24 protein-coding genes, 1 tRNA gene and 1 pseudogene are annotated in these 25,027 nt (G+C 69.7%); 13 read left to right on the top strand and 13 right to left on the bottom strand.

Annotated features, from left to right (window positions below; translation table 11 throughout):
- The first annotated feature begins 254 nt into the window (after positions 1-254).
- Complete coding sequence (locus tag Aiant_RS22695; protein WP_189334550.1) at positions 255-1,970, top strand: DUF7402 domain-containing protein; 1,716 nt, start codon at positions 255-257, stop codon at positions 1,968-1,970.
- Positions 1,967-3,889 carry a S8 family serine peptidase gene (locus Aiant_RS22700; protein WP_189334551.1) on the top strand — a complete coding sequence of 641 codons (1,923 nt, stop codon included), beginning with the start codon at positions 1,967-1,969 and terminating at the stop codon, positions 3,887-3,889. Before Aiant_RS22695 ends, Aiant_RS22700 begins: the two co-directional genes overlap by 4 nt.
- Before the next feature lie 25 nt (positions 3,890-3,914).
- On the opposite strand, the gene Aiant_RS22705 is transcribed toward Aiant_RS22700, so the two are convergent.
- The gene (locus tag Aiant_RS22705) at positions 3,915-5,351 is read right to left on the bottom strand and encodes a hypothetical protein (RefSeq protein WP_189334552.1); all 1,437 of its coding nucleotides are present in this window, start codon (positions 5,349-5,351) and stop codon (positions 3,915-3,917) included.
- A 155-nt stretch (positions 5,352-5,506) separates the two neighbouring features.
- Here Aiant_RS22705 and Aiant_RS22710 point away from each other — a divergent pair, with 155 nt between their 5' ends.
- From Aiant_RS22710 to Aiant_RS22720, 3 genes and pseudogenes are all read left to right on the top strand, one after another.
- Positions 5,507-6,349 (top strand): PSP1 domain-containing protein, encoded by an 843-nt coding sequence (locus Aiant_RS22710; RefSeq protein ID WP_189334553.1) that lies wholly within the window; start codon positions 5,507-5,509, stop codon positions 6,347-6,349.
- Between the two features lie 15 nt (positions 6,350-6,364).
- A complete protein-coding gene (locus tag Aiant_RS22715) occupies positions 6,365-7,000 on the top strand; it encodes a GNAT family N-acetyltransferase (RefSeq protein ID WP_229830989.1) in 636 nt (211 codons plus the stop codon).
- A gap of 11 nt (positions 7,001-7,011) precedes the next feature.
- Positions 7,012-7,230: pseudogene (locus Aiant_RS22720) on the top strand (regulatory iron-sulfur-containing complex subunit RicT); the annotation flags it as partial.
- 46 nt (positions 7,231-7,276) lie between these two features.
- Here Aiant_RS22720 and Aiant_RS22725 read toward each other — a convergent pair.
- Positions 7,277-9,022, bottom strand: a complete 1,746-nt coding sequence (locus Aiant_RS22725; RefSeq protein ID WP_189334554.1) for a metallophosphoesterase family protein — start codon at positions 9,020-9,022, stop codon at positions 7,277-7,279.
- A 117-nt stretch (positions 9,023-9,139) separates the two neighbouring features.
- Here Aiant_RS22725 and Aiant_RS22730 point away from each other — a divergent pair.
- Positions 9,140-9,216, top strand: a tRNA-Thr gene (locus Aiant_RS22730).
- A 59-nt stretch (positions 9,217-9,275) separates the two neighbouring features.
- Here Aiant_RS22730 and Aiant_RS22735 read toward each other — a convergent pair.
- Positions 9,276-10,442 (bottom strand): MFS transporter, encoded by a 1,167-nt coding sequence (locus Aiant_RS22735; RefSeq protein ID WP_189334555.1) that lies wholly within the window; start codon positions 10,440-10,442, stop codon positions 9,276-9,278.
- Positions 10,443-10,481: 39 nt separating this feature from the next.
- Between Aiant_RS22735 and Aiant_RS22740 the strand changes: the two genes are divergently transcribed.
- On the top strand, positions 10,482-11,657 hold the full coding sequence (locus Aiant_RS22740; RefSeq protein ID WP_229830992.1) for a geranylgeranyl reductase family protein: 1,176 nt from the start codon (positions 10,482-10,484) through the stop codon (positions 11,655-11,657).
- Positions 11,658-11,719: 62 nt separating this feature from the next.
- On the opposite strand, the gene Aiant_RS22745 is transcribed toward Aiant_RS22740, so the two are convergent.
- The 4 genes from Aiant_RS22745 to Aiant_RS22760 form a co-directional block, all read right to left on the bottom strand.
- Entirely contained in the window at positions 11,720-12,238 is a 519-nt protein-coding gene (locus Aiant_RS22745) for a DUF6226 family protein (protein ID WP_229830995.1), read from the bottom strand.
- Positions 12,239-12,294: 56 nt separating this feature from the next.
- Positions 12,295-12,495: a DUF397 domain-containing protein gene (locus Aiant_RS22750; protein WP_189334557.1), complete on the bottom strand. Its 201-nt coding sequence runs from the start codon at positions 12,493-12,495 to the stop codon at positions 12,295-12,297.
- A gap of 202 nt (positions 12,496-12,697) precedes the next feature.
- A complete protein-coding gene (locus tag Aiant_RS22755; protein ID WP_189334558.1) occupies positions 12,698-12,892 on the bottom strand; it encodes a DUF397 domain-containing protein in 195 nt (64 codons plus the stop codon).
- A gap of 552 nt (positions 12,893-13,444) precedes the next feature.
- Positions 13,445-13,891, bottom strand: a complete 447-nt coding sequence (locus Aiant_RS22760; protein WP_189334559.1) for a DUF6232 family protein — start codon at positions 13,889-13,891, stop codon at positions 13,445-13,447.
- A gap of 487 nt (positions 13,892-14,378) precedes the next feature.
- On the opposite strand from Aiant_RS22760, the gene Aiant_RS22765 reads away from it, so the two are divergent.
- A complete protein-coding gene (locus tag Aiant_RS22765) occupies positions 14,379-14,762 on the top strand; it encodes a DUF2231 domain-containing protein (protein WP_425322709.1) in 384 nt (127 codons plus the stop codon).
- Here Aiant_RS22765 and Aiant_RS22770 read toward each other — a convergent pair.
- From Aiant_RS22770 to ligD (Aiant_RS22785), 4 genes are all read right to left on the bottom strand, one after another.
- Positions 14,756-15,640: a helix-turn-helix domain-containing protein gene (locus tag Aiant_RS22770; protein ID WP_189334561.1), complete on the bottom strand. Its 885-nt coding sequence runs from the start codon at positions 15,638-15,640 to the stop codon at positions 14,756-14,758. The two genes, Aiant_RS22765 and Aiant_RS22770, sit on opposite strands and share 7 nt — an antisense overlap.
- A gap of 352 nt (positions 15,641-15,992) precedes the next feature.
- Positions 15,993-16,874, bottom strand: coding sequence for an Ig-like domain-containing protein (locus Aiant_RS22775; RefSeq protein ID WP_189334562.1), 882 nt, complete (start codon positions 16,872-16,874; stop codon positions 15,993-15,995).
- Positions 16,875-16,951: 77 nt separating this feature from the next.
- Entirely contained in the window at positions 16,952-17,914 is a 963-nt protein-coding gene (ligD, locus tag Aiant_RS22780) for a non-homologous end-joining DNA ligase (RefSeq protein ID WP_189334563.1), read from the bottom strand.
- Positions 17,904-18,845 (bottom strand): non-homologous end-joining DNA ligase, encoded by a 942-nt coding sequence (gene ligD / locus Aiant_RS22785; RefSeq protein ID WP_189334564.1) that lies wholly within the window; start codon positions 18,843-18,845, stop codon positions 17,904-17,906. Before ligD (Aiant_RS22785) ends, ligD (Aiant_RS22780) begins: the two co-directional genes overlap by 11 nt.
- Positions 18,846-18,937: 92 nt before the next feature.
- Here ligD (Aiant_RS22785) and ku point away from each other — a divergent pair, with 92 nt between their 5' ends.
- The 3 genes from ku to Aiant_RS22800 are packed head-to-tail and all read left to right on the top strand — an operon-like array spanning position 18,938 to position 21,768.
- On the top strand, positions 18,938-19,873 hold the full coding sequence (gene ku / locus Aiant_RS22790) for a non-homologous end joining protein Ku (protein ID WP_189334565.1): 936 nt from the start codon (positions 18,938-18,940) through the stop codon (positions 19,871-19,873).
- Positions 19,874-19,925: 52 nt separating this feature from the next.
- Complete coding sequence (locus Aiant_RS22795; RefSeq protein ID WP_189334566.1) at positions 19,926-20,411, top strand: NUDIX domain-containing protein; 486 nt, start codon at positions 19,926-19,928, stop codon at positions 20,409-20,411.
- A gap of 58 nt (positions 20,412-20,469) precedes the next feature.
- Positions 20,470-21,768, top strand: a complete 1,299-nt coding sequence (locus Aiant_RS22800) for an MFS transporter (RefSeq protein WP_189334567.1) — start codon at positions 20,470-20,472, stop codon at positions 21,766-21,768.
- Between the two features lie 158 nt (positions 21,769-21,926).
- On the opposite strand, the gene Aiant_RS22805 is transcribed toward Aiant_RS22800, so the two are convergent.
- On the bottom strand, positions 21,927-22,412 hold the full coding sequence (locus tag Aiant_RS22805) for a YcxB family protein (protein WP_189334568.1): 486 nt from the start codon (positions 22,410-22,412) through the stop codon (positions 21,927-21,929).
- 95 nt (positions 22,413-22,507) lie between these two features.
- On the opposite strand from Aiant_RS22805, the gene Aiant_RS22810 reads away from it, so the two are divergent.
- Together Aiant_RS22810 and Aiant_RS22815 are read left to right on the top strand one after the other, a co-directional pair.
- Positions 22,508-22,852 (top strand): PadR family transcriptional regulator, encoded by a 345-nt coding sequence (locus Aiant_RS22810; RefSeq protein ID WP_189334569.1) that lies wholly within the window; start codon positions 22,508-22,510, stop codon positions 22,850-22,852.
- Entirely contained in the window at positions 22,849-23,304 is a 456-nt protein-coding gene (locus Aiant_RS22815; RefSeq protein WP_189334570.1) for an HAAS signaling domain-containing protein, read from the top strand. The genes Aiant_RS22810 and Aiant_RS22815 overlap by 4 nt, the downstream gene beginning before the upstream one ends.
- Here Aiant_RS22815 and Aiant_RS22820 read toward each other — a convergent pair.
- Positions 23,301-24,956 (bottom strand): DNA repair helicase XPB, encoded by a 1,656-nt coding sequence (locus tag Aiant_RS22820; RefSeq protein WP_189334571.1) that lies wholly within the window; start codon positions 24,954-24,956, stop codon positions 23,301-23,303. The genes Aiant_RS22815 and Aiant_RS22820 overlap by 4 nt on opposite strands.
- Positions 24,957-25,027: the final 71 nt, after the last annotated feature.

Raw genomic sequence — 25,027 nt, forward strand, 5'->3', positions numbered from 1 at the left:
CCGGCGAAGGCAGAGGGCGTGACGCCGAGCGCCCGCTGCGACTACACGCTGTAGTTGCCCGCGAATACGGAGCGTGCTTGTCGGCGTACCGAAATCGGAAATCGCTGCGGTGCGCGGACAGCGATCCGGTGCGGAGTGGCGAACCTCACGTCGGATCGTTCACGTTTCGTCCTTCCGGCGGTTCCAAATGATCACCGAGCCAATAAGGTGAAGAACATTTGCGTCGATACAAGGGCCTGCGGGGGTCGATGGGCTTGAGAAAGTTTTCGCGCTGGGGTGCGGTCGGGGCGGTCACGGTGCTCGGCGTCAGCCTGGCCACCATGCACGCCGACGCGGCTTCGTCGGTCGGCTGCGCGCCGGGCGGTGCGGTCAACGTCGTCGCGCACCAGGACGACGACATCCTGTTCCTCAACCCTGACCTGCAGCGCGACATCGACGCGCGGCGGTGCACGGTGACCGTTTTCGTCACCGCGGGCGACGCCGACAAGGGCGAGGCCTACTGGCGGGAGCGGGAGAACGGGCCACGGGCCGCGTACGCGTTCATGGCCGACGCCGACGACGACTGGAACAAGCGCACCGAGCGTTTCGCCGGCTACCAGGTCGAGTACGACACCCTGGTCGACCGGCCCGAGGTCGGGCTGATCTTCCTGCGCGCGCCGGACGGCGCCATGGACGGCAGCGGGTTCCCGACCACCGGCAAGGAGAGCGTGCAGAAGCTCTTCCAGGGCACCCTCGGCGCGATCCACTCGGTCGACGGTGTCAACACGTACACCAAGAACGGCCTGGTCGACCTGCTCCTGGACGTGATGCAGACCCTCCAGCCGGAGGCCGTGCGCACCCTGGACTACGTCGGCAAGTACGGCGACCGCGACCACAGCGACCACCACACCAGTGGTTACCTGGCCTACGCCGCGCAGAAGCGGTACACCAACCCGCACCGCGTGATCGGTTACCAGGGCTACCCGATGTCCAGCCTGCCCGGGAACGTCTCGTACGCCGACGACGACCGCAAGCTCGCCATCTTCACCGCGTACGCCCCGCACGACTCGCAGGTCTGCCAGAACGAGGCCGACTGCATCAACGGCGCGCACGACATCCGCTCCTTCCGCCAGTACCACACCGGCGGCGAGTACGGCGGCGTCCAGAACGTCGCCCCGCTGGCGACCTTCACCGCCTCCTCGCAGAACACCAAGTCCGGCCAGCTCGCCGCCAAGGTCGCGGACAACCTGGGCTACAGCACGACGGACACCAGCCGCGAGTGGGCCACCGTCGGCGGCAGGACCGGCAGCTGGATCCAGGCGACCTGGCGGAACGTGCAGACCGTCGACCGGGTGGTGCTGTACGACCGGCGCGGCACGGGCAACCAGGCGGCCTCCGGCATCCTCAAGTTCAGCGACGGCAGCAGCATCACCGTGGCCGGCCTGCCGGACAACGGTGAGGCCAAGGTGGTGACGTTCGCGCCGAAGCGGGTGACCAACGTCCGGTTCACCGTCACCGCGGTCAGCGCCGCCACCAAGAACGTCGGCCTCGCCGAACTTCAGGTGTACGCGACCACCGTCGCGCCGCGGGCGACCGTGACCGCGTCCTCGCAGACCACCGGCACCACCCAGCTGGCCGCCAAGGCGGTCGACGGCTACACGGTCGGCACCGGCATCGGCTACAACCGGGAGTGGGCCACCGCCGGTGGCAAGGCGGGCAGCTGGCTGCGCCTGGACTGGCGCAGCCCGCAGACCGTCGACCGCGTCGTGCTATACGACCGGCCGAACACCAACGACCAGATCACCGGCGGCACGCTGAAGTTCAGCGACGGCAGCACGGTCACCGTGCCGGCGCTGCCGAACACCGGCGGGGGATACACCGTCAGCTTCCCGAAGCGGATCACCACCAGCGTGATCTTCACGGTCACCAAGGTCAGCTCCACCACCCGTAACGTCGGGCTGGCCGAGATCCAGGTGGAGCCGGCCCGATGAACCTTCCCCAGCTCAACCGCCGGACCCGGATCCGGACCGCGCTGTTCGCCACGGCCGCCGTGATCGCCGCGGGCGTCACCATCCCGGCATTCGCCGGGGACGACCCGACGGTACGACTGGTCGTCGGCCTGACCCGGACCGGCAAGGACACCGCCGCCCAGCGTTTGGCGGCCAAGGGGTACCGGCTGCACGGCACCTCCCTGCTGGAGCGGCTGAACGCGCACACGATCGTGGTCCCGGCCGATGACGCGGACCGGATCGCGGCCCTGTTCAAGAAACAGCGCGGCGTGGCGTTCGTGCAGGTGGACCAGAAGGCGAGCGCCTCCGCGGAGACGCCGACCGCCGAGGAGACCACGGCGGCCACGGAGACGCCGGCGGCCGAGCAGACCGCGGCCGCTGAGCAGACCACGGCGGCTGAGCAGACCACGGCGGCTGAGCAGACCACTGCGGCTGAGCAGACCACGGCGGCCGAGCAGGCTGCGGCCACTGAGGAGACCGCGGCCGCCACGGAAGGTGCCGAACTCGACCAGCTCGCCGTCCCCGCCGCCTGGCAGACCGCGACCACCTGGAGCAGCCCGGTGGTGGCGGTCCTGGACACCGGCGTCACCCCGGTCGGCAAGCTGAGCGGCGTCACCATGCCCGGCACCACCACCGTGGCCGGTGGCGGGAGCAGCGCCGACGACAGCACGAACAGCCACGGCACCGCGATGGCCTCGCTGGTCAACGCGGCCTGCCCGTCCTGCAAGATCCTCCCGGTGAAGGTGCTGGACAAGCGCGGCACCGGTTACGACACCGAGATCGCCGAGGGCATCGTCGCGGCGGCCGACCAGAACGCCAAGGTCATCAACCTGTCGCTGGGTCACCAGGACCGGACGGCCAACGCCGGCTCGCTGCTGCAGTCCGCGATCAACTACGCCCGGGGCAAGGGCGCGGTCGTGGTCGCCAGCGCCGGCACCGACACCCGCAACAACGAGTGGGGCGTCCTCAAGCAGTACCCGGCCGCCAACGCCGGGGTGCTGGGCGTCGGCGGGATCAACACCGCCGGTGGGCGGTACACCCCGGACGACGACCCGGCCGGCGAGACCGGGACGAACTACGGCGCCGACTGGGTGGACCTGGCCGCGCCGTACTGCGCGACCGTGCTCACCAGCAGCGGCGGCACCGACCGGATGTGCGGCACGTCGGCCTCCGCGGCCCTGGTCTCCGGCGTGGCCGGGCTGATCCGGGCCCGCACCTCGGCGGTCAACCTGTGGACCGTCGAGAACGCGCTGACCAGCACGGCCGTCGCGCCGAGCGCCGACGACAAGTGGGTCGCGTACGGCACGGTCCGCGCCGACCAGGCGGTCGGGAAGGTCGACCGGACCGCGCCGAAGATCACCGGTGCCACCCCGGCCTACCTGACCCGCTTCCGCGGCACGGTCACCGTGACGGCGACCGGGATCACCGACAGCGGCGGCGGATACCCGGGCGGGTCCGGCGTCTACAGCGCCACCCTGTACGCCGACGGCAAGTACGTCGGCAGCGACTACACCGCGCCGTACGCCGTGGCCTACAATAGCGGCACCCGCAACGGCGTGGTGAAACTCCAGTGGAAGATCTGGGACCGGGCCGCCAACGTGGCCCTCTTCAACCGCAACATCGTCGCCGACAACGCCAAGCCGACCTACACCTGGAAAGCCCCGGCCACCAAGGCGAAGGTCGGCAAGACGGTCAAGGTCACCGCGCGCGCCTCGGACGCGAGCGGCGTGGCCCGGATCGAGTTGTGGATCAACAACAAGCTGGTCAAGAGCACCACCGGCACCAAGGCTTCCTGGTCGGTCCGCACCGCGGGCTACGGCAAGACCATGAAGGCCATGATCATCGTCCGGGACCGGGTCGGCAACGTCGCCACGTCGGCCAAGCGGACCTGGAAGAAGTAGTACCAAGCGGACCTGGAAGAAGTAGTCACGCCCGCGGACGCCGGCGCCGGGAACCCAGCAGGAACGCGCACACGCCGCCGACCAGCAGCCCGGCGCCGGTGATCACCATCGGCGCCAGGCTGGGGCCGGTGACCGGCAGGGTGGTCGCGGCCGGCTGACGGCCCGCCTCGACGGCGTGCCCGGCCGTCTCCGGGGCGACCGCGGCCGCCGCCAGCACGCCGATCCCGAGCTCGGCGACCGGACCGTATCCCGGTTTGCCCCGGCCCTCACCGGCCCGCAGCACGGACACCTTGACCGCGGTCGCCCGGGCGGCCAGCGCGTGCCCCTTCGAGGCCTGCCGGACGTCGCCGAGAGCCACCCGGACGACCGACTTCCCGCTCGGCGCGCTCTCCGGCATCGGGGCGCCGCCCCCGGAACCGCCGGACGACGGGACCGGCAAGCCCGGGATCGACGGCAGGGGCGAACGTCGCGACGGCAGCACCGGCGACGGCGACGACTCGGTCACCGGGCCGAGGTCGTCCACGGTCACGTCGATGCGATCGCTGGACGTCTCCAAGCGCGTACCGGAAACCCCGGGCCCGGACACCTCGACCACCGCGGGCTGGAAGCGGACCTCGCCCGCACCGGTCGCGGACATGCCGACCCGCAGGGTCGGCGCCCGCAGGATCCGGATGCTGACCTCGCCGCCGGCGATCTCGATCCGCCCGGCGGTCACGGTCGCCGAGGCGACCGACCGCCCGCCACCGCTGTGCCCGTCGAGGCCGCTGCTGCTCAAGGTCGAGGACTTGTCCGGTACGCGGACCAGGTCCCCGCCGAGCCGCACCTGGCTGAGCTGGGTCGACGACTGGGCGATCGTCCCGCTGCCGGTGCCGCACCCGAACGCCGCGTCCCACCGGGCGTGTGCGGCCATCGCCCCGCCGCCCACCTGGATCGGACCGAACCGCTTCGGCCCGACGTGCTGCTCGATCGGGTCGGGGCGGGACGGCGGAGCCTGCCGCAGCACCTGTTCGGCGGCGGGCGCCCCGGCGACGCGTCCGTCGAGGATGAGGCCGGCGGCGGCGGACTTCACCGGCGCGTCCGCGATCATGACGGTGCGCGAGTCCCCGAGCCCGACGCCGGCGATCACGTCCTCGGTGTCGTCCGTGCGGAAGGCCGCGGGAGCGAACTCGGCATCATCCGAATCATCGGAATCCGACTCGTCGGGGTCGAGCTCCTCCAGCACCTCGCCGGCGTCCTCGGTGGGCGACGGCGTCACCGACGGTCGTTCCACATGCTCCCGCTTCGCCACCGCACCCCGGAGGTCCAGCCGTTCCACCCGGAGCAACTCCGCCTCCGACTGCGCCGCATACCGCTGCGGCCGAGCGCAGGATTCCGGCGCGGCGAACGCCGGGAGGGGCAGGGTCAGCGTGCTCGCGAACCCGAGCGCGGCGACGCCGGCGGCCAGCGACCTGGCGGGTGTCATGGCAGTTCCTTTCGACGCGAGCCGCCGGGGCGGCGTCTACGGGTCTGGCCAACGAAGGTCGATCAGGCCGGTTGCGCGGCATCAATGCGACAACCCTCGCGGGTAGTCCAAAACCGGCATTTGGTGCGGGTTGCCGGAGGTCGTAGGGTTGTCGCATGGGCATGCTGTGCGCGGTCAGCTTCAACCGGTACGGCCGCCTCTACTACCTCGATCCGGGTGAGTTCTCACCGTCGGTCGGCGACCGCGTGCTGGTGCCGACCGACGACGGTCCGGAGGTGGCGGAGTGCGTCTGGGCGCCGCAATGGGTCAGTGAGGAAACCGACGGATTCCCCAAGATCATGGGGATCGCCGACGACGACGACCTGCGCCGCGACGAACTGCTGCGCAAGCGCAAGGCCGAGGCCAAGGTCGCCGCCAAAAAACTGATCAAGGCGCACGAGCTGCCGATGAAGGTGGTGGCCGTCGACCACGTGCTCGACCAGGGCAGCGCCAACGGCCCGCGCACCACGATCTACTTCACCGCGCCGCACCGGGTCGACTTCCGCTCGCTGGTCCGCGACCTCGGCGCCACCCTGCACTGCCGGGTCGAGCTGCGCCAGCTCTCCGCGCGCGACTCGGCCCGCGTCCAGGGCGGCATCGGCTCGTGCGGCCGCGACCTGTGCTGCGCCACCTTCCTGACCGATTTCGAGCCGGTCACCATCCGGATGGCGAAAGACCAGGACCTCCCGCTCAACCCGCTACGCATCTCCGGCGCCTGCGGCCGTCTGATGTGCTGCCTCAAATACGAGCATCCCCTATATCAGACATTTGCCGCATCCGCCCCAAGTATCGGCACGCGGGTCACCACGCCAGAAGGGGAGGGGAGAGTCGTCGCGCACAGCGTGCCGAAGGATTCCGTGATTGTCCGCCTGGACGCGGACGGATCTCGATGCTCCTGCTCCCGTGCTTCAGTCTGTGGGCCGAGGCAAGCACACGACGAGCGCTACAGCGAGGGCTGAACCCGGCTGCTCGATATGGCGTCGCTCGCCGCCGAACTGGCATGGATGATGGCGTCCATGATCGTGTACTTGGAGACTGATCGGCTCCTACTGCGCCGTCTCACCGCCGCGGACGAGGACGAACTCGTCCTTCTGGACAGTGATCCGGAGGTGATGCGCTTCCTCACCGGTGGAGTTCCGACGCCGCGTGCAGAGATCCGCGACCAAGTGCTGCCACGCCTGCTGGCGTATTACAGCCAAGGCAACGACTTCGGCTTTTGGGCGGCGGTCGAGAGGCTGACCGGTGACTTCATCGGCTGGTTCCACTTCCGTCCGCACCCCGGCGGCACTGCGGTTGACGGGCCTGATGGGCCAGGAATCGAGCTGGGATACCGGCTGCGCCGGGCAGCCTGGGGGAAGGGGTACGCCACCGAAGGTTGCCGGGCGCTGATCCGCAAAGGGTTCGCCGAATCGGGCGTCGAGCGAATCTATGCCGAGACCATGACGGTGAACCAAGCTTCACGGCGGGTGATGGAGAAATCCGGCCTCAGCTACGTGCGCACGTTCCATCAGGACTGGCCGGATGCGATCGCGGGCTCCGAGCACGGTGAAGTGGAGTACGCCCTGACCCGTGCCGAGTGGGAAGCTCAGCAGGCGGCCTCCGCGGAATAGTGCTGCTTCCAAGCAAGTACGAGCACCCTTTGTACCAGCAGTTTCAGGCCTCCGCCCCGGCCATCGGCAGCCGCGTCACCACCCCGGAGGGCGACGGCCGAGTGGTCGCGCACAGCGTGCCGAAAGACTCGGTCGTGGTCCGCCTGGACGCCGACGGCTCCCGCTGCTCGTGCTCCCGGGCGTCGGTCTGCGCCCCACGCCAGGCCCACGACGCGCATTACAACCCGTAAAACCCGATTTTCGGTACGCCCAGAGCCCCGCACCGCCCAGCAGGGCTCAGGGCCGAGCCGTCCCCGGCCCCGCCACCGGGATGGCCGGCTCGATCCGGTGCACCACGATCGGCTCCTCCGGCCGCAACCAGGGCGCGTGCGGCTCCCCGCCCGGATCCGCCGCCCAGGTCCGGCAGACCCGGTCGACCCCGAGCGGATGGATGGTCAGCGTCCCCTCCCGGTCGATGTGCATTCGCAGGAAACTCTTGGCGTCCTCGATGCCCTGCCCGGCGTACAGCTCGTTCAGATTCACGTCGAACCAGCTCGCCACCAGCAGGTACAGCGCGAGCAACTGGGTCGCCACGATCGCGATCAACGGGCCGTAAAGCACCGCCGCCACCACGAACGGCCCCGGCCACGCCCAGTCCTGGAACGGCAGCCGCAACCACACCCAGGTCCCCGCGGCCGCCAGCCCGATCTGCGCCAGCCCGTGGCTCATCCCGAGGATCCAGTGCCGCGCGTGTTTCGCGTTGGCCGCGCCCGGCGGTTTCGCGAACAGCACCGTTCCGATCAGGATCAGCGTCACCATGAGCAGCAGCGGGATGCTGAACAGCCGCTGGATGCTGCCGCCCTGCCGGGCCGCGCCGGCCATCGGCAGCATGGTCAGCGTGTGGATGATGCCGAGCATGGTGGCGAACCCGGCGTTGCGCCGCGGCACCCGGTGGAACACGCCCCAGCCCAGCCGGCGCGACTCCGCCGGCTCCGGGAAGCGGGCCGCGAGCTGGTAGTCCCGGCTGCGAGAGCGGCTGCGGGTCAGCGTTTCCCTCGGCGGGACGACCAGCTTGCCGGGCAGCTTGTGGGTGCCCAGGAGATAGGCTCCGCCACCCCCGCAGGTGATCAACTCCCGATCGTCCCCGGTGTATCGCGCGTAGTGGTGCAGGTCGCCGGAGACCAGCACCCGCACCTGCGCCTGGGTGGGCGCCAGGATGGTCCGCAGGAAGTAGTCGACCGCGTCGTACGCCTCGGGGTTGTCCTTCGCCTTCACCCACGTCGGCGACGGCGTCATCAGGATGATCCGGTCGTCCGGACTCACCTCCCGCGCCGCTTTCTCGAAATAGAGCAACTGCGGGTCGTCGATGTACGCCCCGAACTGCTCGTCCACCGCGAACAGCCACCAGTTGCCCGGCAGCTTCACCGCGAAATACGACCGGCGCTGCTCGGTGCGCCACCCGCCGATGTGCCCGTCCTTGCGCCGCGCGAAGAGCCGCAGGAACGCGGTCAGCCCGTCATACCAGTCGTGGTTGCCGGGCAGCGCGAACAGGGTGGGCCGCGGCTCACCGGCCGGCGCCTCGGGCAGCGCCGCGCGGTAGGGGCCCTTCATCCTGCTCTCATAGCCGTCGCCGCTGGCCAGCGGGTAGACCTGGTCGCCGCCCATCAGCAGCAGCCGCCCCCGGGGCAGCGTCGCGCCGTCCACGGTCAGCGACGGCTGGGCGAGCAGCCAGGCGATCGAATACGTCGCGTCGAAGCCGTCGCCCAGGTCGGCCACGTAGTCCAGCCAGATCTCGCCGTCGGCGGTCATGGAGTGGTCGAAGAAGTCGGCGTCCAGCGCGTTCTGCAACTCGCGCTTGTCCAGGTACGCCCCGAACAGGATCGCCAGCAGCGCCCGCAGGCCGGTGCTGAGCAGCAGCAGCGGCGCGAGCCAGCCGATCGGTTTCTGCGGGGTGAAGCCGAGCTCCTGCGGATCGAGGCTGCCCGGCCGGGGCGGCACGGTGTGCTCGGCCTCCACCGGAGGGGCCGAGGGAACGACAGGCATCGACTGATCGTCTGTCACAAAAGGCACACTAGTCCCGCCGTACGACAACGGCAGTGCGCCGGAGCCCCGGCCCGCCCGCAAAATAGATCCGCCCGTGCCGTACACTTGGGAACTGCTGCCGCCTTAGCTCAGTCGGCTAGAGCGACGCACTCGTAATGCGTAGGTCGACGGTTCGATTCCGTCAGGCGGCTCCACGGCAACGGCCCCAGGTCATCGACCTGGGGCCGTTGTGTTTCCTAGACTGGAAACAGTCTCATTGCAACGGCTTCAGGGCCGGCGACAGCACGAACGAGATCACCAGCAGCACCGCCACCGCGAGCAGCCCGCGCGCCACGCTCAGGTGGTCGCCGAGGAACCCGATCAGCGGCGGCCCGCCGAGGAACGCGATGTAGCCGATCGAGGCGACCACCCCCACCCGCGGCGCGGCCTTGGCCGGCTCGTCGGCGGCCGCGCTCATCCCGACCGGGAAGCCGAGCGAGGCGCCCGTGCCCCAGAGCACCGCCCCGGCGAACGCCGCCCCCGGGTGCCCGCCGAGCGCGAACAGCAGCAGCCCGCCCAGGCCGATCACGGCGAGGACCCGGACCACCGGGACCCGTCCGTACCGGTCCAGCAGGCCGGGGCCGTACCACCGGCCGACCGTCATGGCCGCCAGGAACACCGCGAACGTCAGCGTGCCGACCTCCGCCGAGGTGCCGTAGTCGTCGATCATCGCGACGCTGATCCAGTCCACCCCGGCGCCCTCGGTGAACGCGAAGGCCAGCACGAACACGCCGATCAGCAGCGTCCGCGGCTCCTTCCAGAAGGCGAAGATCCCGGAGCTGGACTTCTCCTGCGCCGGTTCCGTCTCGTCCGGCCCGAACTTGCGCGCGGTCGCCGCGACGATCAGCACCGACGTCACCACCACCAGCACCAGGTGCCAGGTCACCGAGAGGCCCAGGGCGAGCGCGCCGGCCCCGATGACCGCTCCGGCAACCGTGCCGACGCTGTACCCGGCGTGGAAGCGCGGCATGATCGCCCGGCCCAGGCGACGCTCCACGACCGCACCCTGCACGTTCATCGCCACGTCCCAGGCGCCGGTGGCGAACCCGTACGCATAGAGCCCGAGCACCACCGGGAGCACGCCGAACCGGTAGCCGACAGCGACCACGGCCAGCGAGAACCCGAAGGTCAGCGCCATCGCGATCACCGTCCGCCGGGAGCCGAACCGCTCCACGATGTGCCCGGCCAGCGGCAACGAGGTGATCGAGCCGATCGCGATGGCGAGCAGCACCAGCCCGAGCTGCGACGGGCTGAGCCCGAGCTCGTCGCGGATCTGCGGGATCCGGGACGCGAAGGTGGCGATGGCGACGCCCAGGAAGATGAAGGCGAGGTAGACCGCACGGGTGGCCGCACGTAGTGAGTTGTCGATGGCGGTGATCACCGGAGGGACGCTACCCGGCGGCTGTCTAGACTTCTGCCCGTGCTGGTGGAACCGGAGTGGGACGTCGCGGTGATCGGGGCGGGACCCGCCGGGCTCGCGGCGGCGCACGCGGCGGCGTCGGCGGGCGTGCGGGTCGTGGTGCTGGAGCGCGCCGAGCACCCGCGATACAAGACCTGCGGCGGTGGCCTGCTCGGCAGCTCGCTGCGGCTGAGCGCGGAGCGGCTGGCGACTGTCCCGGTCCGGGACACGATCACCAGCATCACCTTCTCCCTGGACGGCCGCCGCGAGTTCACCCGCACCTCGGCCGAGCCGCTGGTCTCCCTGGTCCGCCGGGACGACTTCGACCACGCCTGGTGCGTCGCCGCCGAGCGGGCCGGCGCGACCGTGCGCCCGCACTCCCAGGTCCGCGCGCTCGATCAGGACGAGCACGGGGTCACCGTGACGCTCGCCGACGGCTCGGCGGTGACCGCCCGGGTGGCGATCGGCGCGGACGGCTCCGCCGGGATCACCGGCCGGCACGTCGGCGTCGTCACCGAGCAGCAGGACCTGGGCCTGGAGGTGGAGCTGGCGGCCACGCCGGCCGACCGGGAGCGCTGGCGCGGGCGGGTGCTGCTCGACTGGGGACCGTTCCCCGGTTCCTATGGCTGGGTGTTCCCCAAGGACGACGAGCTCACGGTCGGCGTGATCATGGAGAAGGGCCACGGCGCGGAGACCAAGCGGTACCTGCGCGACTTCGTCGACCGGCTGGGCCTCGCCGACCGCGAGGTGCTGCGCGACTCCGGCCACCTCACCCGCTGCCGCACGCCCACGTCACCGGTGCACGCGGGCCGGGTCCTGGTCGCCGGTGACGCCGCCGGCCTGCTCGAACCCTGGACCCGCGAGGGCATCAGCTACGCGCTGCGGTCCGGCGTCTGGGCCGGCGAGGCCGCCGCGCAGGCCGTCAACAATCAAGATCAAGACCTTTCGCCGTACGCCCAGAAGATCGCCGCCGAGCTCCAGCCGGAGATGATCGCCGGCCGTCGTCTGCTCGGCGCCTTCGGCCGGCACCCGTCGATCGTGCACACCGCGATGTCCAGCGCGCTCGGCTGGCGGGCGTTCAGCGGTTTCTGCCGCGGCGACTTCTCGATGGCCGGCGCGCTCGGCCGCCCCACGGTCCGCGCGGCGCTGCGCCTGCTGGGCAGCGGCCCGGCCCAGGCACAACCGGCCGCCGGCTAAGGCCTGTCCCGGAGTCCGGCCACCGTCGGCGGCCGGACTCCGGAACCTTGACCCGCGGTCGTTCAGAAGCGTGACTGCCAGGGCGTCCACTGCACCGCCGCGGCGAACCCGCCTCGCCGGGCGTCCCGTGCACCGGCCGCCGACAGTGGCCCCTCCTGATCGACCCGGACTCCGGCGCCGATCAGCCTGGCCTCGTAGAACGACCCGCTCAGACCGCGGCGGACCCGCTCCCACAGACCACCCTCGACCAGTGCGTCGGCGTGGCGGCGGAGCTGCTCGGCGAGCAGCTTGGGGTCCTCGTCGCAGGAGTGGCACCCACAGACCGGCAGCGTCGCGGTCCACCACCGGCCGAGCCGCAGATGCAGGCGTGGCTCGGCGAACTGGATCGCCAGTGGCGCGGCGGTCGGGATGCGGGGGATGAGCCGGACGGTCCGCGCGAGCGCCTCGTCGAGCCCGAGCGGTTCCTTGGTCTCCCGGCGCTCCACCTGGTAGCGCTCGGTGAGCTCGTCCAGCAGGGTGTCGGCCGCCTCGTGCAGCGTGGTGAAGCGGTCGGAATCGGTGGCGTGCTGGTTGCCGTCCACCAGTGCAGTATGCCGCGCTCGGCCCGCGGCACCTAGATGCTCCGGTGGGAACGGATTCACGCCCGGCCGAACTCCTCGGCCTTGACACCCGCGACGAAGGCCTCCCAGACCTCCCGGTGGAAGGCCAGGGGAGCGTCGTCGGGGTTCTTGGAGTCGCGGATCAGGAACAGCTCACCGACCCGCGCGACCTCGACACACGCACCGGTGGCGCATCGTTTGCTTCGCCGCCACTGTGGTTTTCTGGTCGTTTTGATCATGTTCGTACACCTCCGTGGTGGTTCGAAATCCACGGTAGGCGACAAAGACGGCCGTCGGTGGTTGCCGACATGAGTGAAAACTAAATCACGCCGCTTATCTCACGAATTGTGAGTTATGCGGCGCTCGTTGCTGATGAAATATGCACTTTGCGAGTATTTTTGACTGGCCCGCTCCGTTGCGGGAGCGGGCCGCCATGAGCCTTCAGAAACGGAACTCGCCCGCGTTGACGCCCTCGACGAACGCATCCCATTCGGCCTTCGTGAAGGTCAGGGCGGCGGCCTCGGGGTTCTTCGAGTCGCGGATCAGGTAGGTGTCGTCGACTTTCGCGACCTCGACGCAGGTCGACGTGCCGCAACGGCTGCTCTTCCGCCATGCGGGCGCGTTCAGGTTCTCCATCTGGGGACTCTCCACAGGTTTATGCCGTGCCCAGCGCTGGACACGGCTTGCTTTTCTTTATGTGCGCCCAGGCCGAGCGGTTCTGGTTACCGTTTTCCAGGGCTTGCCGGAGGAAAAGGATCGTGTCTCTTCGTCTGCGGCTTCGTGCTGGACCCGGTCGAAGAATGCGCGTTGTATCGCGCCGGCTCCGTGGTCCGCGTACGTGGCAACGCCGGGTGACCAGCCCGTCTCGGTGGCGACCTGGAGGTCGGTGAGGCCGGCCCGCTCCCGTGCCATCGGGAACGCGAACCGTGTCTGCCGCCGCGCGACAGTGGGTGAGACACCCTCAGCCATGGGACCTTCATCGTTGAAGTAGTCGAACCGAGCGGTGGAGCTAGTCACTTTGCTACCTCGCTGACTGCGGGCTGGCTGGCAGCGGTGTGTCAGTCAGACCTGTGTCAGTCAGCGAGGTCGCGGACATCCTAGTACTGTCCTATCAGAACGAGACGTGCCAGGCGGGGTTTTGGTTCGAATACCCGGTGTCACCCGTTAGGAAAATGCCATCCGTCCTGGTCAGGCCGCGGCCAATCCATAACCCCACGGGGTACGCCGACCGTCCTCCATGGCTCTGCGCAGGGCACGGCCGACCTGGTTGAAGACGCGCACGTCACCCGATGAGTACAGCACCACTGCGTTGCCGTGGTATTGCGCGTGTAATTCCCAGCGCCGCGGCTCCCGCCAGAAGAACGCGAGGAGCGGGCCGGCGATCGCGAGGAAGCCGATCACGTACAGTGTCGGATTCGCCAGCAGAGTCCACACGGCGCCCACCGCGAAAAGCGCGCCGGCGGCCAGGTGCGGTGCGTAGGGCCGGGTCCGTGCCGGAGTCTGGACCAGCCCGACGTGACGCAGATCCGCGATGGCGAAGCTCAATGACTCGGGCGAGGTGTGCCAGGTGAAGAGAGCCTCGGTGATCTCAGCGTCCGACCCACGGTAGTAGGTCCTGGTGCCGCGTGTGCTCATGGCGCACTCCTTCTCGCGTTGCCTTGCGAGGTGAAGACGGCCGAGGCCACCATTGGCGCAAGAGACGAATCCCCGCCTCGCTCATGCAGCACTGGAACAGTCGCGATGGGACGTCGCACAAGAACAAAGTGCCGGTGGAGGCGGACAACGGCACCCGTTTGCCGCCGGGTGCCGTTGTATGTCTCTCCCTCCAACTCCGCCCTTGTTGCTCTACGCTCAGTGAAGCACGCCACGTTTCCCCCCGCCACTGCGCAGACTGCCATGTTGCAGATTACGGAGAAGCCGGTGACGGACTCGGCGTGTGGCACCCGGCACGCGCGCCGACGGTTTCGCCGCCAGATCGACCGGGTAGGCCAACCGGGGAAGGCCGCGAAGAACCTGTATTTATGCAGGTAGGGGAGGGCGACACCGGATGGAGAACCGACTGAGGATAGCGGGACAGGCGGTGCAACCCGTACTGGTGATGTTCCCGCTCGGCCTGTTTGCGATGGCCGTTTTGTTCGACATTGCCGATTTGCTCGGCGGGCCTAACATCTTGGGCGCCCTGGCGTACTGGAACATCGTGGCCGGACTGGTCGTCGGCGTGCCCGCGATGCTGGCCGGCGCGGTCGAGGTGATGCTGCTGCGCCGCCCGCAGGCCCGGCGGCTCGGCGCGCTCCGCACCCTGATCAACATCGGGGTCCTGGTCGCCTTCGCGGTGATCCTGATGGTCCGGATCCGAGCGGCCGACCGGGTCGCCGGTGTCGGGTTGTTCCTCGTCGAGCTGCTCGCGCTGGGCCTCGCCGGTTTCGGCGCCTGGTTCGCCGGTGAGCTCGCCAACGGCCGGGCGCCGGCGTTCGCCCGGGCGGCGGCCGGTCCGCGGAATTACTGAAGTTTCTCCAGCGTGCCGATCTGGTCGTCGATGAAGGCGAGGGTCGCCGCCTCGTCGGCGGCCTCGTCCCAGATCTTGTCGAACCGGGCCCGGTGCTTGCCGGTGGTGTCCCGGTCCTCGTTCAGCTCGTCGCCGAGCCCGGTCTCCCGGTAGAGCACCTCGCCCTCACCGAGCGTGAGCAGGTCGAACATGGCGTTGTTGGTGACCGCGGCGTCCAGCGTGAACGGCACCATCCGGATCGTGATGATCTGCTCCGCGGCGAGCCGGCGCAGCTCCCGCAACTGCTCGGTGAAGGCGGCCGGGCCGCCGATGGTGCGCCGCAGCACCGACTCGTCCAGCATCACCAGGATCCGCACCTCGCCGGCGGCCGCCCGCCCCAGCAGCGCGTCCCGCCGCAGCTGACGGGCCGCGATCCGGCGCTCGCGCTGGCTGTCGCTGAGCTCGTCCTCGTACCGGGTCATCAGCGCCGCCGCGTACTCCGGGGTCTGTAGCGGGCCGGGGACGAAATACACCGAGTAGGACCGCATCTCGGCGGCCTCGATCTCGTACTCGATCAGCTTGCGGGTGGCGTCGGTGAGGTTCTCCCGGAACTCGGTCGCCTGGTACCACGCCTGCCGCTGGCGTTTCCGCGCGATCCGGGCGTCCGCGACCATCGAGGCGATCAGCGGCTTGTCCTTGATCCCCAGGTAGGCCAGCAGCGGCCGCAGATCGTTCGGAGAGATCGAGACGTCACCGTTCTCGATCCGGATCACCTTGCTGAGCGACCACTCCATCTCCTCGGCGACCTGGAGCTGCGTCAGGTCGGCACGTTCCCGCGCCTCGCGGAGCGCGAGCCGGATGCGCCGCCGCGCGACGGTGGGGGAATCGCCCTCAGGCATGGATCCTTCATCAGGTCGTGGGTCATCCCGGCGGCGGGCACCGCCGAGAGCAGTTCTTATTACTGTCCTATCAGAACAGCCATGGCAAGCGCTCGGTAGGCGCAGCCGCACTCTGAGTGTGGCGCCCCAGGCGCGCGGCCGGTCAGCGCCCTCACATGGAAGCGGCACCCGGTTGCCGCCGGGTGCCGAACTGCTCCCCGCTACGCATCCGCCCGCGTAGCCACTGGAAATCCAGTCAAGCACGCCATCCGGCTGCCCGCCACCAGACAGAGTGCCATGCTGCACGTTGCTTGGCGGCATTTCGCCGCCAAGCAACCGAACTGACCGAAATTCGATCCTTCGCAGACGCCGGTCAGCGACGCCAGGTACGCGTCGAGGACGTCGTCGCGTTGCCGGCCTTGTCGTAGGCGCGCAGCGTGACCTTGAACTTCTTGCCGTACTTCTTGGTGTTGACCGTGAAGGAGTAGCCGGCCCGGTAGTCGGTGGCCACGACCTTGCCGTTGATCAGCAGCTGCACCTTGGCGACGCCGTTGCGGTCGCTGGCGGCCGCCTTGACCTTCACCTTGCCGTGGACCTTGGCCTTGTTCTTGGGCGCCTTGGTCACGGTCAGCTTCGGCTTGGTGTTGTCCACGGTGACGGTCCGCTGGGCCCAGGTGTGGTTCTCGAGCGGATCGGTGACGTACCAGACGACGTCGTACTGGCCGTCGCGGCCGACGGGCAGGTAGGCGACGAGGGTGCCGCCCGGTGCGGTGCCGGCCGACGGGCCGACGGCGTGACCGTTCTCCAGCCAGCCGCTGTAGCGGGTGCCCTCGGACACCCGGATGGTGCTCCACACGTTCTTGCCGCGCACCAGCGCGCCGTCCCGCGGGGAGACCCAGGTGACCGCGGGAGCGCTGCGATCCACGACGACCGCCTGGGACTTCGTCGACTTGTTGCCGAGCTTGTCCCACGCCCGCACCTCGAAGGTGTGCGGGCCCTCGGGCGAGACCTGGCCCAGCATGTAGACCGGGGTGTCGGTGAGCACGCCGTCCCAGTAGATCTCTTGGCGATCGACCCCGTCCGGGTCGGTCACGGAGACGTTCAGGCAGTAGTCCCCGCCCTTGATGATGCCGGGAACCTGCGAAGTGATCTGGATCGTCGGCCCCGCGTCGTCGGCGAGAGCGGCCGTGCCGCCACCGAGAACCAGGAAGCCGGACAGTGCCGCAACCGCGGCTGCGCGAAGTGTTTTCGACATCGCATCCCCCATGCGTGAAATTGTGGGGAAACCTTACGCGTGTCCATGGAACAAGTCGAATGTCCTGCTGAAGACCTTCAGGAATCGGAACGGTGCCGGACCCGCCGCGATCCGGCGCCGCCTGTTTCCGGTACGCCCGGCAGCACTGGGCCCGGTTGCAGCAGGTCAGCCAGGAGGTCGCCGTGGGTGTCGGCCCGGTCGAGGGCTTCGGCGGCGGTGAACTGGCGGGCCTCCGCGTCGCCGGTGGCCATGGCTTCGGTCTCCTCCCAGGTCAGCGGGGTGGAGGCGGTGGGGGACGCACCGGCGCGCAGGGAGTACGGGGTGACCGTGGTCTTGGCGGCGTTGTTCTGGCTCCAGTCGATGAAGATCTTGCCGGGACGGAGCTGCTTGGCCATCTTGGCGGTGATCGAGCCGGGAACCAGTGCGGCCAGCTCCTCGGCGACGCGCTTGGCGTAACCGGAGACCGTGGCGGCGTCCTGGGAGCCGGAGATGGGGCAGCACAGCTGCATGCCCTTCTTGCCGGACGTCTTCGGGTATGCCGCGATGCCGTCCTCGGCCAGGCGGTCGCGCATCAGGACGGCGACCGCGCAGCACTCCTGGAGGCCGGCCGGGGCGCCCGGGTCCAGGTCGACGACGAGCAGGTCCGGGTCGGCGCCGATCCGCCACTGCGGGGTGTGCAGTTCGAGCGCGGCGAGGTTGGCCAGCCAGACCAGGGTGGGCAACTCGTCGACGACGACGAACTCGACGGTCTCCCGGCTCTTCGTCGAGCCCGGGACCGGCAGCGTCTCCAGGCGCACCCAGCCGGGGGTGCCGCCGGGCTTGTTCTTCTCGAAGAAGTGCGCGCCGTCCACACCGTTCGGGTAGCGGATCCGGGTGACCGCCCGGTCCCGCAGGTGCGGCAGCATCACCGGGGCGATCCGGGTGTAGTAGTCGATCACCTCGCCCTTGGTGAAGCCGGCTGCCGGGTACATCAGCTTGTCGAGGTTGGAGAGCTCGACCTCGCGGTCCTCGATCCGCACCACGAAACGGTCACTGGGCATCGTCGGAACACTCCGCGGGCTTCTTGTCGTCACGCAACCGGAGAAAGCGCGGGAAGCGGAGACGACGGTCGGGGGTCTGGTTGCCGTAGCGGATCTCGGCGACCAGCTCCGGGCGTACCCACATCGCGCCTTTGGCATCCTCGCGCGGCACCGCGCCGGGAGCGAACGGCGAATCCGGGGTGGCGAGCGGCGTCAGCCGCGAGAGCAGCTCCCGCTCGGCGGCGGCGCCGATCCCGCCGCCCACCCGGCCGCGGAAGGCCAGGCCGTCCGGGGTCGGCACGCCGACCAGCAGACCGCCCAGTTTGCGCGCGCCGGGCCGCCAGCCGCCGATCACGTAGTCACCGGTCCGGTCGAACTTGACCTTGATCCAGTCGGGTGAGCGGCGGCCGGGCAGGTAGACCGAGTCGGAGCGCTTGGCCATCACGCCCTCGAGATGGTTCTCCCGGGCGGCGGCCTCGGTGGCCGGGCCGTCGCCGAACGACGGTGGCACCATCCAGCGCGGCCCGGCCAGCTCCAGCTCCTCGAGCCGCTCGCGGCGGGCCAGATAGGGCAGGCCGGTGTAGTCGATGCCGTCGAGGAAGAGCAGATCGAAGATCAGATACGTGGCGGGGATGGTCGCGGCGAGCCGGGCGGCCCGGTTGCGGTCGCGGACGTGCATGCGCTCGGCCAGGGCGGTGAACGACGGGCGCCCGGCGGCGTCGAAGCAGACCATCTCGCCGTCCAGCAGGGTGCCCTCGGGCAGATGGAGGTCGGCGATCTCCGGGTAGGCCGCGGTCACCACCGCGCCGGAGCGGGCGAACAGGTCCGGCGGCCCGCCGCTGAACAGCGCGAGAACGCGGACCCCGTCCCACTTGAATTCATAACTCCAGTCCGCGCCCACGGGGAGCTTGCCCGCGGTCGCGAGCATCGGGGACAGCGGAGATCCCGGCACCCGATCACCATAGGCAAAAGCATTCACCTTACGCAGGCGTCCCAGTGATGACATTCTGATCAGGTGCCGTGACGCGGGGTTGGGAGTTGATCATGCGAGCGATCTGGAAAGGTGCGGTCTCGTTCGGTCTGGTGTCGATCGCTGTCAAGCTCTACTCGGCGACCGAGGAGAAGGACATCCGCTTCCACCAGGTACATCGCACCGACGGTGGCCGGATCAAGTACCAGCGCACCTGCTCCGTCGACGGCGAGGTGGTCAGCTATGACGACATCGCCAAGGGCTACGACATCGGCGGCGGGGAAATGGTGATCTTGACGGATGAGGACTTCGCCGACCTGCCGTTGAGCACCTCCCGAGCCATTGACGTGCTGGAATTCGTTCCGGCCGAGCAGATCGACCCGATCCTGTTCGCCAAGGCGTATTACCTGGAGCCCGAAGGGCAGGCGGCGAAACCGTACGTGCTGCTGCGCGACGCGCTGCGGGACGCCGACCGGGTGGCCGTCGTCAAGATCGCGATCCGGCAGCGGGAGCAGCTCGCCACCCTGCGGGTCCGCGACGACGTGCTGGTGCTGAACACGATGCTGTGGCCGGACGAGGTGCGCGCGCCGGAGTTCGGCTTCCTCGACGACGACATCGAGACGCGGCCGGCCGAGCTGGCCATGGCGAGCTCGCTGATCGACTCGATGGCCGCGGACTTCCAGCCGGACGACTTCAGCGACAACTACCGGACCGCGTTGCAGGAGGTCATCGACGCCAAGGTCGAGGGCCGTGAGGTGGTGCAGCCGGAGGAGCCGGAGGAGGCGGCGCCGGCGGCGATCGATCTGATGGCGGCGCTGAAGGCCTCGGTCGAGCGGGCGAAGAAGGCGCGCGGCGAGGGCGCCGGGGAAACTGCCGAAAAGCCGGTCAAGAAGGCCGTGAAGAAGGCCACTCCCGCGAAAAAAGCCACTAAAAGTACGCCGGCCGCCAAGAAGGCCGCCGCGCCGCGGAAATCCACTGCTGCCGCTAAGGCCACCAAGAAGTCCGCATAGCTAGGCTCTCCCCCATGGTGTTTTTCCGGGTTTTCCCCCGCGGGGTGGCTCAGTGGCATTGACGTGGGCTGAGTCTTACCTGGGCAAGGTGCGTGCGAGCGTCGGGGACACCGACACGATCTTCTTCGTCGGCGCGCGCACCGTGGTGCTCGACGAGCAGAACCGGCTGCTGCTGATCCAGCGCTCGGACAACCTCCGCTGGGCCATCCCGGCCGGCGCGATGGAGCTGGGCGAGAGCATGGAGGAGTGCGCGGTCCGGGAGCTCTGGGAGGAGACCGGGCTGCGGGCGACCTCGCTGACGCCGTACGCGTTCTACACGGCGTACACGTACACCAACGACTACGGGCACACGTACCAGCAGGTGCTGATGACCTTCGTGGTGCACACCTGGGAGGGCGAGCTGGTCAAGGTGACCGAGGAGAGCGTGGACGCCGGCTGGTTCCCGCTGGACGCGCTGCCCCAGAAATCGTTCGTGATCGACGAGGCTCTCGCCGACCTGGAGACGTTCCGGGCCACCGGCCGGCTGGTGATGAAGTAGCTGGATATGGCGTAAATCGCGGTGCGGTGAAGCGCTTTCCCGGGCAGGATGGCCCCTCGTGGCCGACCGTAAACGCCGACTGAGCGTGGACCTGACCCCGTTACGCACCTCCCGGGACTTCCGGCTCGTCTTCGTCAGCGGCGCGGTGACCAGTCTCGGGTCGTTCATCAGCTACGTCACCATCCCGTACCAGGTGGCGAAGCTGACCGACGACCCGCTGATGGTCGGCCTGATCGGTGTCTGCGAGCTGGCCCCGATCCTGATCATGGCGTTCGTCGGCGGCGCGCTCGCCGACTACCTGGACCGGCGGCTGCTGGTCCGGGGCAGTGAGGCGGCGCTCGCCGTGATCTGCGGCCTGCTGCTGATCAACGCGCTCTCCGCCGAGCCGCACCTGTGGTTGCTCTACGTCTGCGCGTTCCTCACCGCGGCGGTGGCCGGCCTGCAACAACCGGCCATGGGCGCGATGCTGCCCCGGCTGGTGCGCTCCGACGAGTTGCCGGCCGCGATGGCGCTCCAGTCGCTGAGCCGGCAGTTCTCCCAGCTGATTGGGCCGTCGCTGGCCGGCATCCTGATCGCCACCCTGGACCTGGCCTGGGTCTACACCTTCGACCTGCTCACCTTCGCGGTCTCGCTGGTCTGCCTGACCCTGGTCAAGGCGGTCCCGCCGCCGCCGGCCGCGGACCGGCCGTCGCTGCGCAGCGTGGCCACCGGCCTCAAATACGCCACGTCCCGCCCCGAGCTGCTCGGCACCTACCTGGTCGACATCAACGCGATGTTCTTCGGCATGCCGTCCGCGCTCTATCCGTTCCTGGCCGACCGGCTCGGCGGCCCGCAGGTGCTCGGCCTGCTCTACGCCGCCCCGGCGGTCGGCTCGCTGGTCGCCACGGTCGGCTCCGGCTGGACGCAGCGGGTGCACCGGCACGGCCTCATGGTGATCATCGCGGCCGCGCTCTGGGGTGTCGGAATCATCGGGGTGGGCCTCTCCGACATGCTCTGGCTGACCCTGTTCTGCCTGGCCTTCGCGGGTGCCGCGGACATGGTCTCGGGCCTGTTCCGCATGATCATCTGGAACCAGACGATCCCCGATCACCTGCGCGGGCGGCTTGCCGGGATCGAGATGCTGTCGTACACCACCGGTCCGCTGCTGGGCCAGCTCCGCTCCGGCCTGATGGCCCGCACGTCGCTGGGGGTCGGCGGGTCGATCTGGGTGGGCGGGGTGTTGTGCGTGGCCGGGAGTCTGGCGCTGGCCGCGGCCCTGCCGAAATTCGTCCGCTATGACGGGGAGAACGGCGTGGCACTGAAAGAGGCCGCCGATGCCGCATGGGCGGCGGCGGCCGAGTCTCGTGCGGCGGGGTAGCGCGCCGGCGGCGAGGGGCCGGGGTAGCGCCGGCGACGTGACGACGGCGTCGCGCACCTGGTGGCGCTGACCGGCGTACCGGAAACCGGCGGCGCCGGACCCCAGCGGGTCCGGCGCCGTTCCGCTCACCGCGAGGCCGGCCGTCCGAGCGATCCGGGTCAGCCGGCCCGGACCGCTCCGGCCATGATCGAGTTCGTCAGGAAAGCGTCGACCGTGGCCTGGTCGGCGGGCGTGAACGCGGCGCGCGGGATGGCGATCGACGCGGCACCGTTGCGGAGCAGCCACATGTCCGGCAGCAGGCGGACCCAGGCGAGGCCGGACCAGCTCACCCGGGTGCTGCTGTTGACGCCCTGAATCTCGGCGCCGGCCTCGGTCAGGATGTACCGCATCGGTGTCGCGATGTGTTTGCGCTGCGTGAGCCAGGTGAGCGCGGCCAGTGCCTCGGGGTTGAAGGTGAGGATCAGCCCGGTCAGCACCAGCCAGAACGAGCGGGTCCTCTCCTCGTCGTCGAAGGCGAGGAACAGCGCGAAGAACACCGTGAGCGCGCCGCCGGCAATCCGCATCTGCCGGCTCCGCGGAAACATCGCCGCGAACATCCGCCGCAGCCATCCGAAGGTGTATCCATATTCGCCGCTGATCTGCACGGCGGCAGTATCCCATGATCTTGACCGGGGTCGATCTTGCCGGCGGCCAGAACCGGCGGTGGCTCTACCTTGCGGCGCAAGGTACTCTGTCGTGCATGGCAGAGGGAGCGCAGTTGGCGTCCGGTCTCCGGCGCGGCACGCTGGAGTTCTGTGTGCTGGCGATGGTCGAGCGTGAGGACCGCTACGGGACCGAGATCGTGCGGCGGCTCGCCGAGGAGCAGACTCTCGCCGCGACCGAGGGGACCATCTATCCGCTGCTGTCCCGGCTGCGCCGCGGTGGACTGCTGGACAGCAAGTGGGCCGAGTCGCCCAGTGGGCCGCCCCGGCGCTATTACAGCCTCACCCCGTCCGGGCGGGACGCGCTGGAGAATTTCCGCACCGAGTGGGTGTCGTTCCGTCAGACCGTCGATCGTCTCGTGGGAACCGGTGAGATGGCATGAATTCCAACCAGACCGACGTGGTCGGTGAGTACTTGCGCGAGGTCGAGCTGCGGCTGAGCGGCCTGCCGCTGTTGCAGCGGCGGGAGCTGCTGGCCGACCTGGCCGCGCACATCGAGACCGAGCGCGTCGAGCGCAACGTGCGCGGCGAGGCCGAGATGATCGAGATCCTGGAGCGGCTCGGCAGCCCCGAGGTGGTCGCCGCCGCGGCATATGAGGAGGCCGGCACGCCCCGGATGGCGCCACCGGCCGCCCCGCCGCCGCCGTTCGCCTCGCCGATGCCCCCGCCGCCCGCGGTGCAGCCCCGCCGCACCGGCTGGATCTTCGTGGCCCTGGCCGTGGTCGGCGTCGTTATCGTGCTGTGCCTGGGCTCCGCCCTGATGCTGGCCCGCAACGACAGCGACCAGCCGCCGGCGCCCGAGCAGGCGCCGCCGGCCCCGACCGCGACGTTCTAGCCGGGCAGCGACGGGCCGAGCACGTCGTCCGCGTCGACGATGGTGTACGCGTACCCCTGCTCGGCCAGGAACCGCTGCCGGTGCGCGGCGTACTCGGTGTCGATGGTGTCCCGGGACACCACGGTGTAGAAGTGCGCCTGCCGCCCGTCACCCTTGGGCCGCAGCACCCGGCCGAGCCGCTGCGCCTCCTCCTGCCGGGAGCCGAACGTGCCGGAGACCTGGATCGCCACCGCCGCCTCGGGCAGGTCGATCGAGAAGTTCCCGACCTTGGACAGCACCAGGGTGCGCAGCTCGCCGGCGCGGAACGCGTCGAAGAGCCGCTCCCGCTCCTTGTTCGTGGTCGAGCCCTCGACGATCGGGGCGTCCAGATAGTCGCCGAGGGTGTGCAGCTGGTCCAGGAAGCCGCCGATGACCAGCACCTGCTCGGTGGGGTGCTTGTCGACCAGGGCTTTCACCACGGGCAGCTTGGTCCGGGCGGTGGCGGCGACCTTGTAGCGCTCCTCGGCGTCGGTCACCGCGTACGTCATCCGTTCCGCCTCGGTCAGCGTCACCCGCACCTCGACGCACTCCGCGGGGGCGATCCAGCCCTGCGCCTCGATGTCCTTCCACGGCGCGTCGTACCGTTTCGGGCCGATCAGCGAGAAGACGTCGCCCTCCCGGCCGTCCTCCCGGACCAGCGTCGCGGTCAGCCCGAGCCGGCGGCGGGCCTGGAGGTCGGCGGTGAACCGGAAGATCGGCGCCGGCAGCAGGTGCACCTCGTCGTAGATCACCAGCCCCCAGTCCCGGGCGCCGAACAGGTCCAGGTGGGTGAAGGCGCCGCCGCGGCGGGAGGTGAGCACCTGGTAGGTCGCGATGGTGACCGGCCGGATCTCCTTGCGCTCGCCGCTGTACTCGCCGATCTCCTCCTCGGTGAGGCTGGTCCGGGCGAGCAGCTCCCGCTTCCACTGGCGGCCGGCCACCGTGTTGGTCACCAGGATCAGGGTCGTGGCCGACGCGGTCGCCATCGCGGCCGCCCCGACCAGTGTCTTTCCCGCGCCACAGGGCAGCACGACGACGCCGGAGCCACCGGCCCAGAACCCGTCCACGGCCTCCTGCTGGTACGACCGCAGGGTCCAGCCGTCCTGGTTGAGCGCGATCGCGTGCGCCTCGCCGTCCACGTAACCGGCCAGGTCCTCGGCGGGCCAGCCCAGCTTGAGCAGTGCCTGCTTGAGCCGGCCGCGCTCGGAGCCGTGCACCGCGATGGTCTCGTCGTCGAGCCGCGCGCCGAGCATGCCGGCCAGCTTCTTCGATTTCGACACCTCGAGCAGCACGATCTTGTCGAGGCCGCGCAGGACCAGGCCGTGCACCGGATCGTTGAGCAGCTGGAGGCGCCCGTAGCGGTCCATCGTCTCGGCGACGTCGACCAGCAGGGCGTGCGGCACCGGGTACCGCGAGAACTTGATCAGGGCGTCGACCACGCTCTCCGCGTCGTGCCCGGCGGCCCGCGAGTTCCACAGGCCCAGCGGCGTCAGCCGGTAGGTGTGCACGTGCTCGGGCGAGCGCTCCAGCTCGGCGAACGGGGCGATCGCCATCCGGCACGCCTGGGCGTCCGGATGATCGACTTCAAGGAGCAGGGTCTTGTCCGACTGAACGATCAGCGGTCCGCCGTTCACGCACAACCTCCGGTCAAAAGGCGACCCTCCAGTCTGCCACGGAAATCGGGTGCAACATTTCCGCGGCGTCG

Source organism: Actinoplanes ianthinogenes (genome assembly GCF_018324205.1).
Lineage (GTDB): Bacteria > Actinomycetota > Actinomycetes > Mycobacteriales > Micromonosporaceae > Actinoplanes > Actinoplanes ianthinogenes.

Excerpts from the sequence above, each read along its gene's own strand:
- Aiant_RS22700 (WP_189334551.1), top strand. The coding sequence starts at position 1,967 with ATGAACCTTCCCCAGCTCAACCGCCGGACCCGGATCCGGACCGCGCTG.
- Aiant_RS22705 (WP_189334552.1), bottom strand. The coding sequence starts at position 5,351 with ATGACACCCGCCAGGTCGCTGGCCGCCGGCGTCGCCGCGCTCGGGTTC.
- Aiant_RS22710 (WP_189334553.1), top strand. The coding sequence starts at position 5,507 with ATGGGCATGCTGTGCGCGGTCAGCTTCAACCGGTACGGCCGCCTCTAC.
- Aiant_RS22715 (WP_229830989.1), top strand. The coding sequence starts at position 6,365 with ATGGCGTCGCTCGCCGCCGAACTGGCATGGATGATGGCGTCCATGATC.
- Aiant_RS22725 (WP_189334554.1), bottom strand. The coding sequence starts at position 9,022 with ATGCCTGTCGTTCCCTCGGCCCCTCCGGTGGAGGCCGAGCACACCGTG.
- Aiant_RS22750 (WP_189334557.1), bottom strand. The coding sequence starts at position 12,495 with ATGATCAAAACGACCAGAAAACCACAGTGGCGGCGAAGCAAACGATGC.
- Aiant_RS22755 (WP_189334558.1), bottom strand. The coding sequence starts at position 12,892 with ATGGAGAACCTGAACGCGCCCGCATGGCGGAAGAGCAGCCGTTGCGGC.
- Aiant_RS22760 (WP_189334559.1), bottom strand. The coding sequence starts at position 13,891 with ATGAGCACACGCGGCACCAGGACCTACTACCGTGGGTCGGACGCTGAG.
- Aiant_RS22765 (WP_425322709.1), top strand. The coding sequence starts at position 14,379 with ATGGCCGTTTTGTTCGACATTGCCGATTTGCTCGGCGGGCCTAACATC.
- Aiant_RS22770 (WP_189334561.1), bottom strand. The coding sequence starts at position 15,640 with ATGCCTGAGGGCGATTCCCCCACCGTCGCGCGGCGGCGCATCCGGCTC.
- Aiant_RS22775 (WP_189334562.1), bottom strand. The coding sequence starts at position 16,874 with ATGTCGAAAACACTTCGCGCAGCCGCGGTTGCGGCACTGTCCGGCTTC.
- ligD (WP_189334563.1), bottom strand. The coding sequence starts at position 17,914 with ATGCCCAGTGACCGTTTCGTGGTGCGGATCGAGGACCGCGAGGTCGAG.
- ku (WP_189334565.1), top strand. The coding sequence starts at position 18,938 with ATGCGAGCGATCTGGAAAGGTGCGGTCTCGTTCGGTCTGGTGTCGATC.
- Aiant_RS22810 (WP_189334569.1), top strand. The coding sequence starts at position 22,508 with ATGGCAGAGGGAGCGCAGTTGGCGTCCGGTCTCCGGCGCGGCACGCTG.
- Aiant_RS22815 (WP_189334570.1), top strand. The coding sequence starts at position 22,849 with ATGAATTCCAACCAGACCGACGTGGTCGGTGAGTACTTGCGCGAGGTC.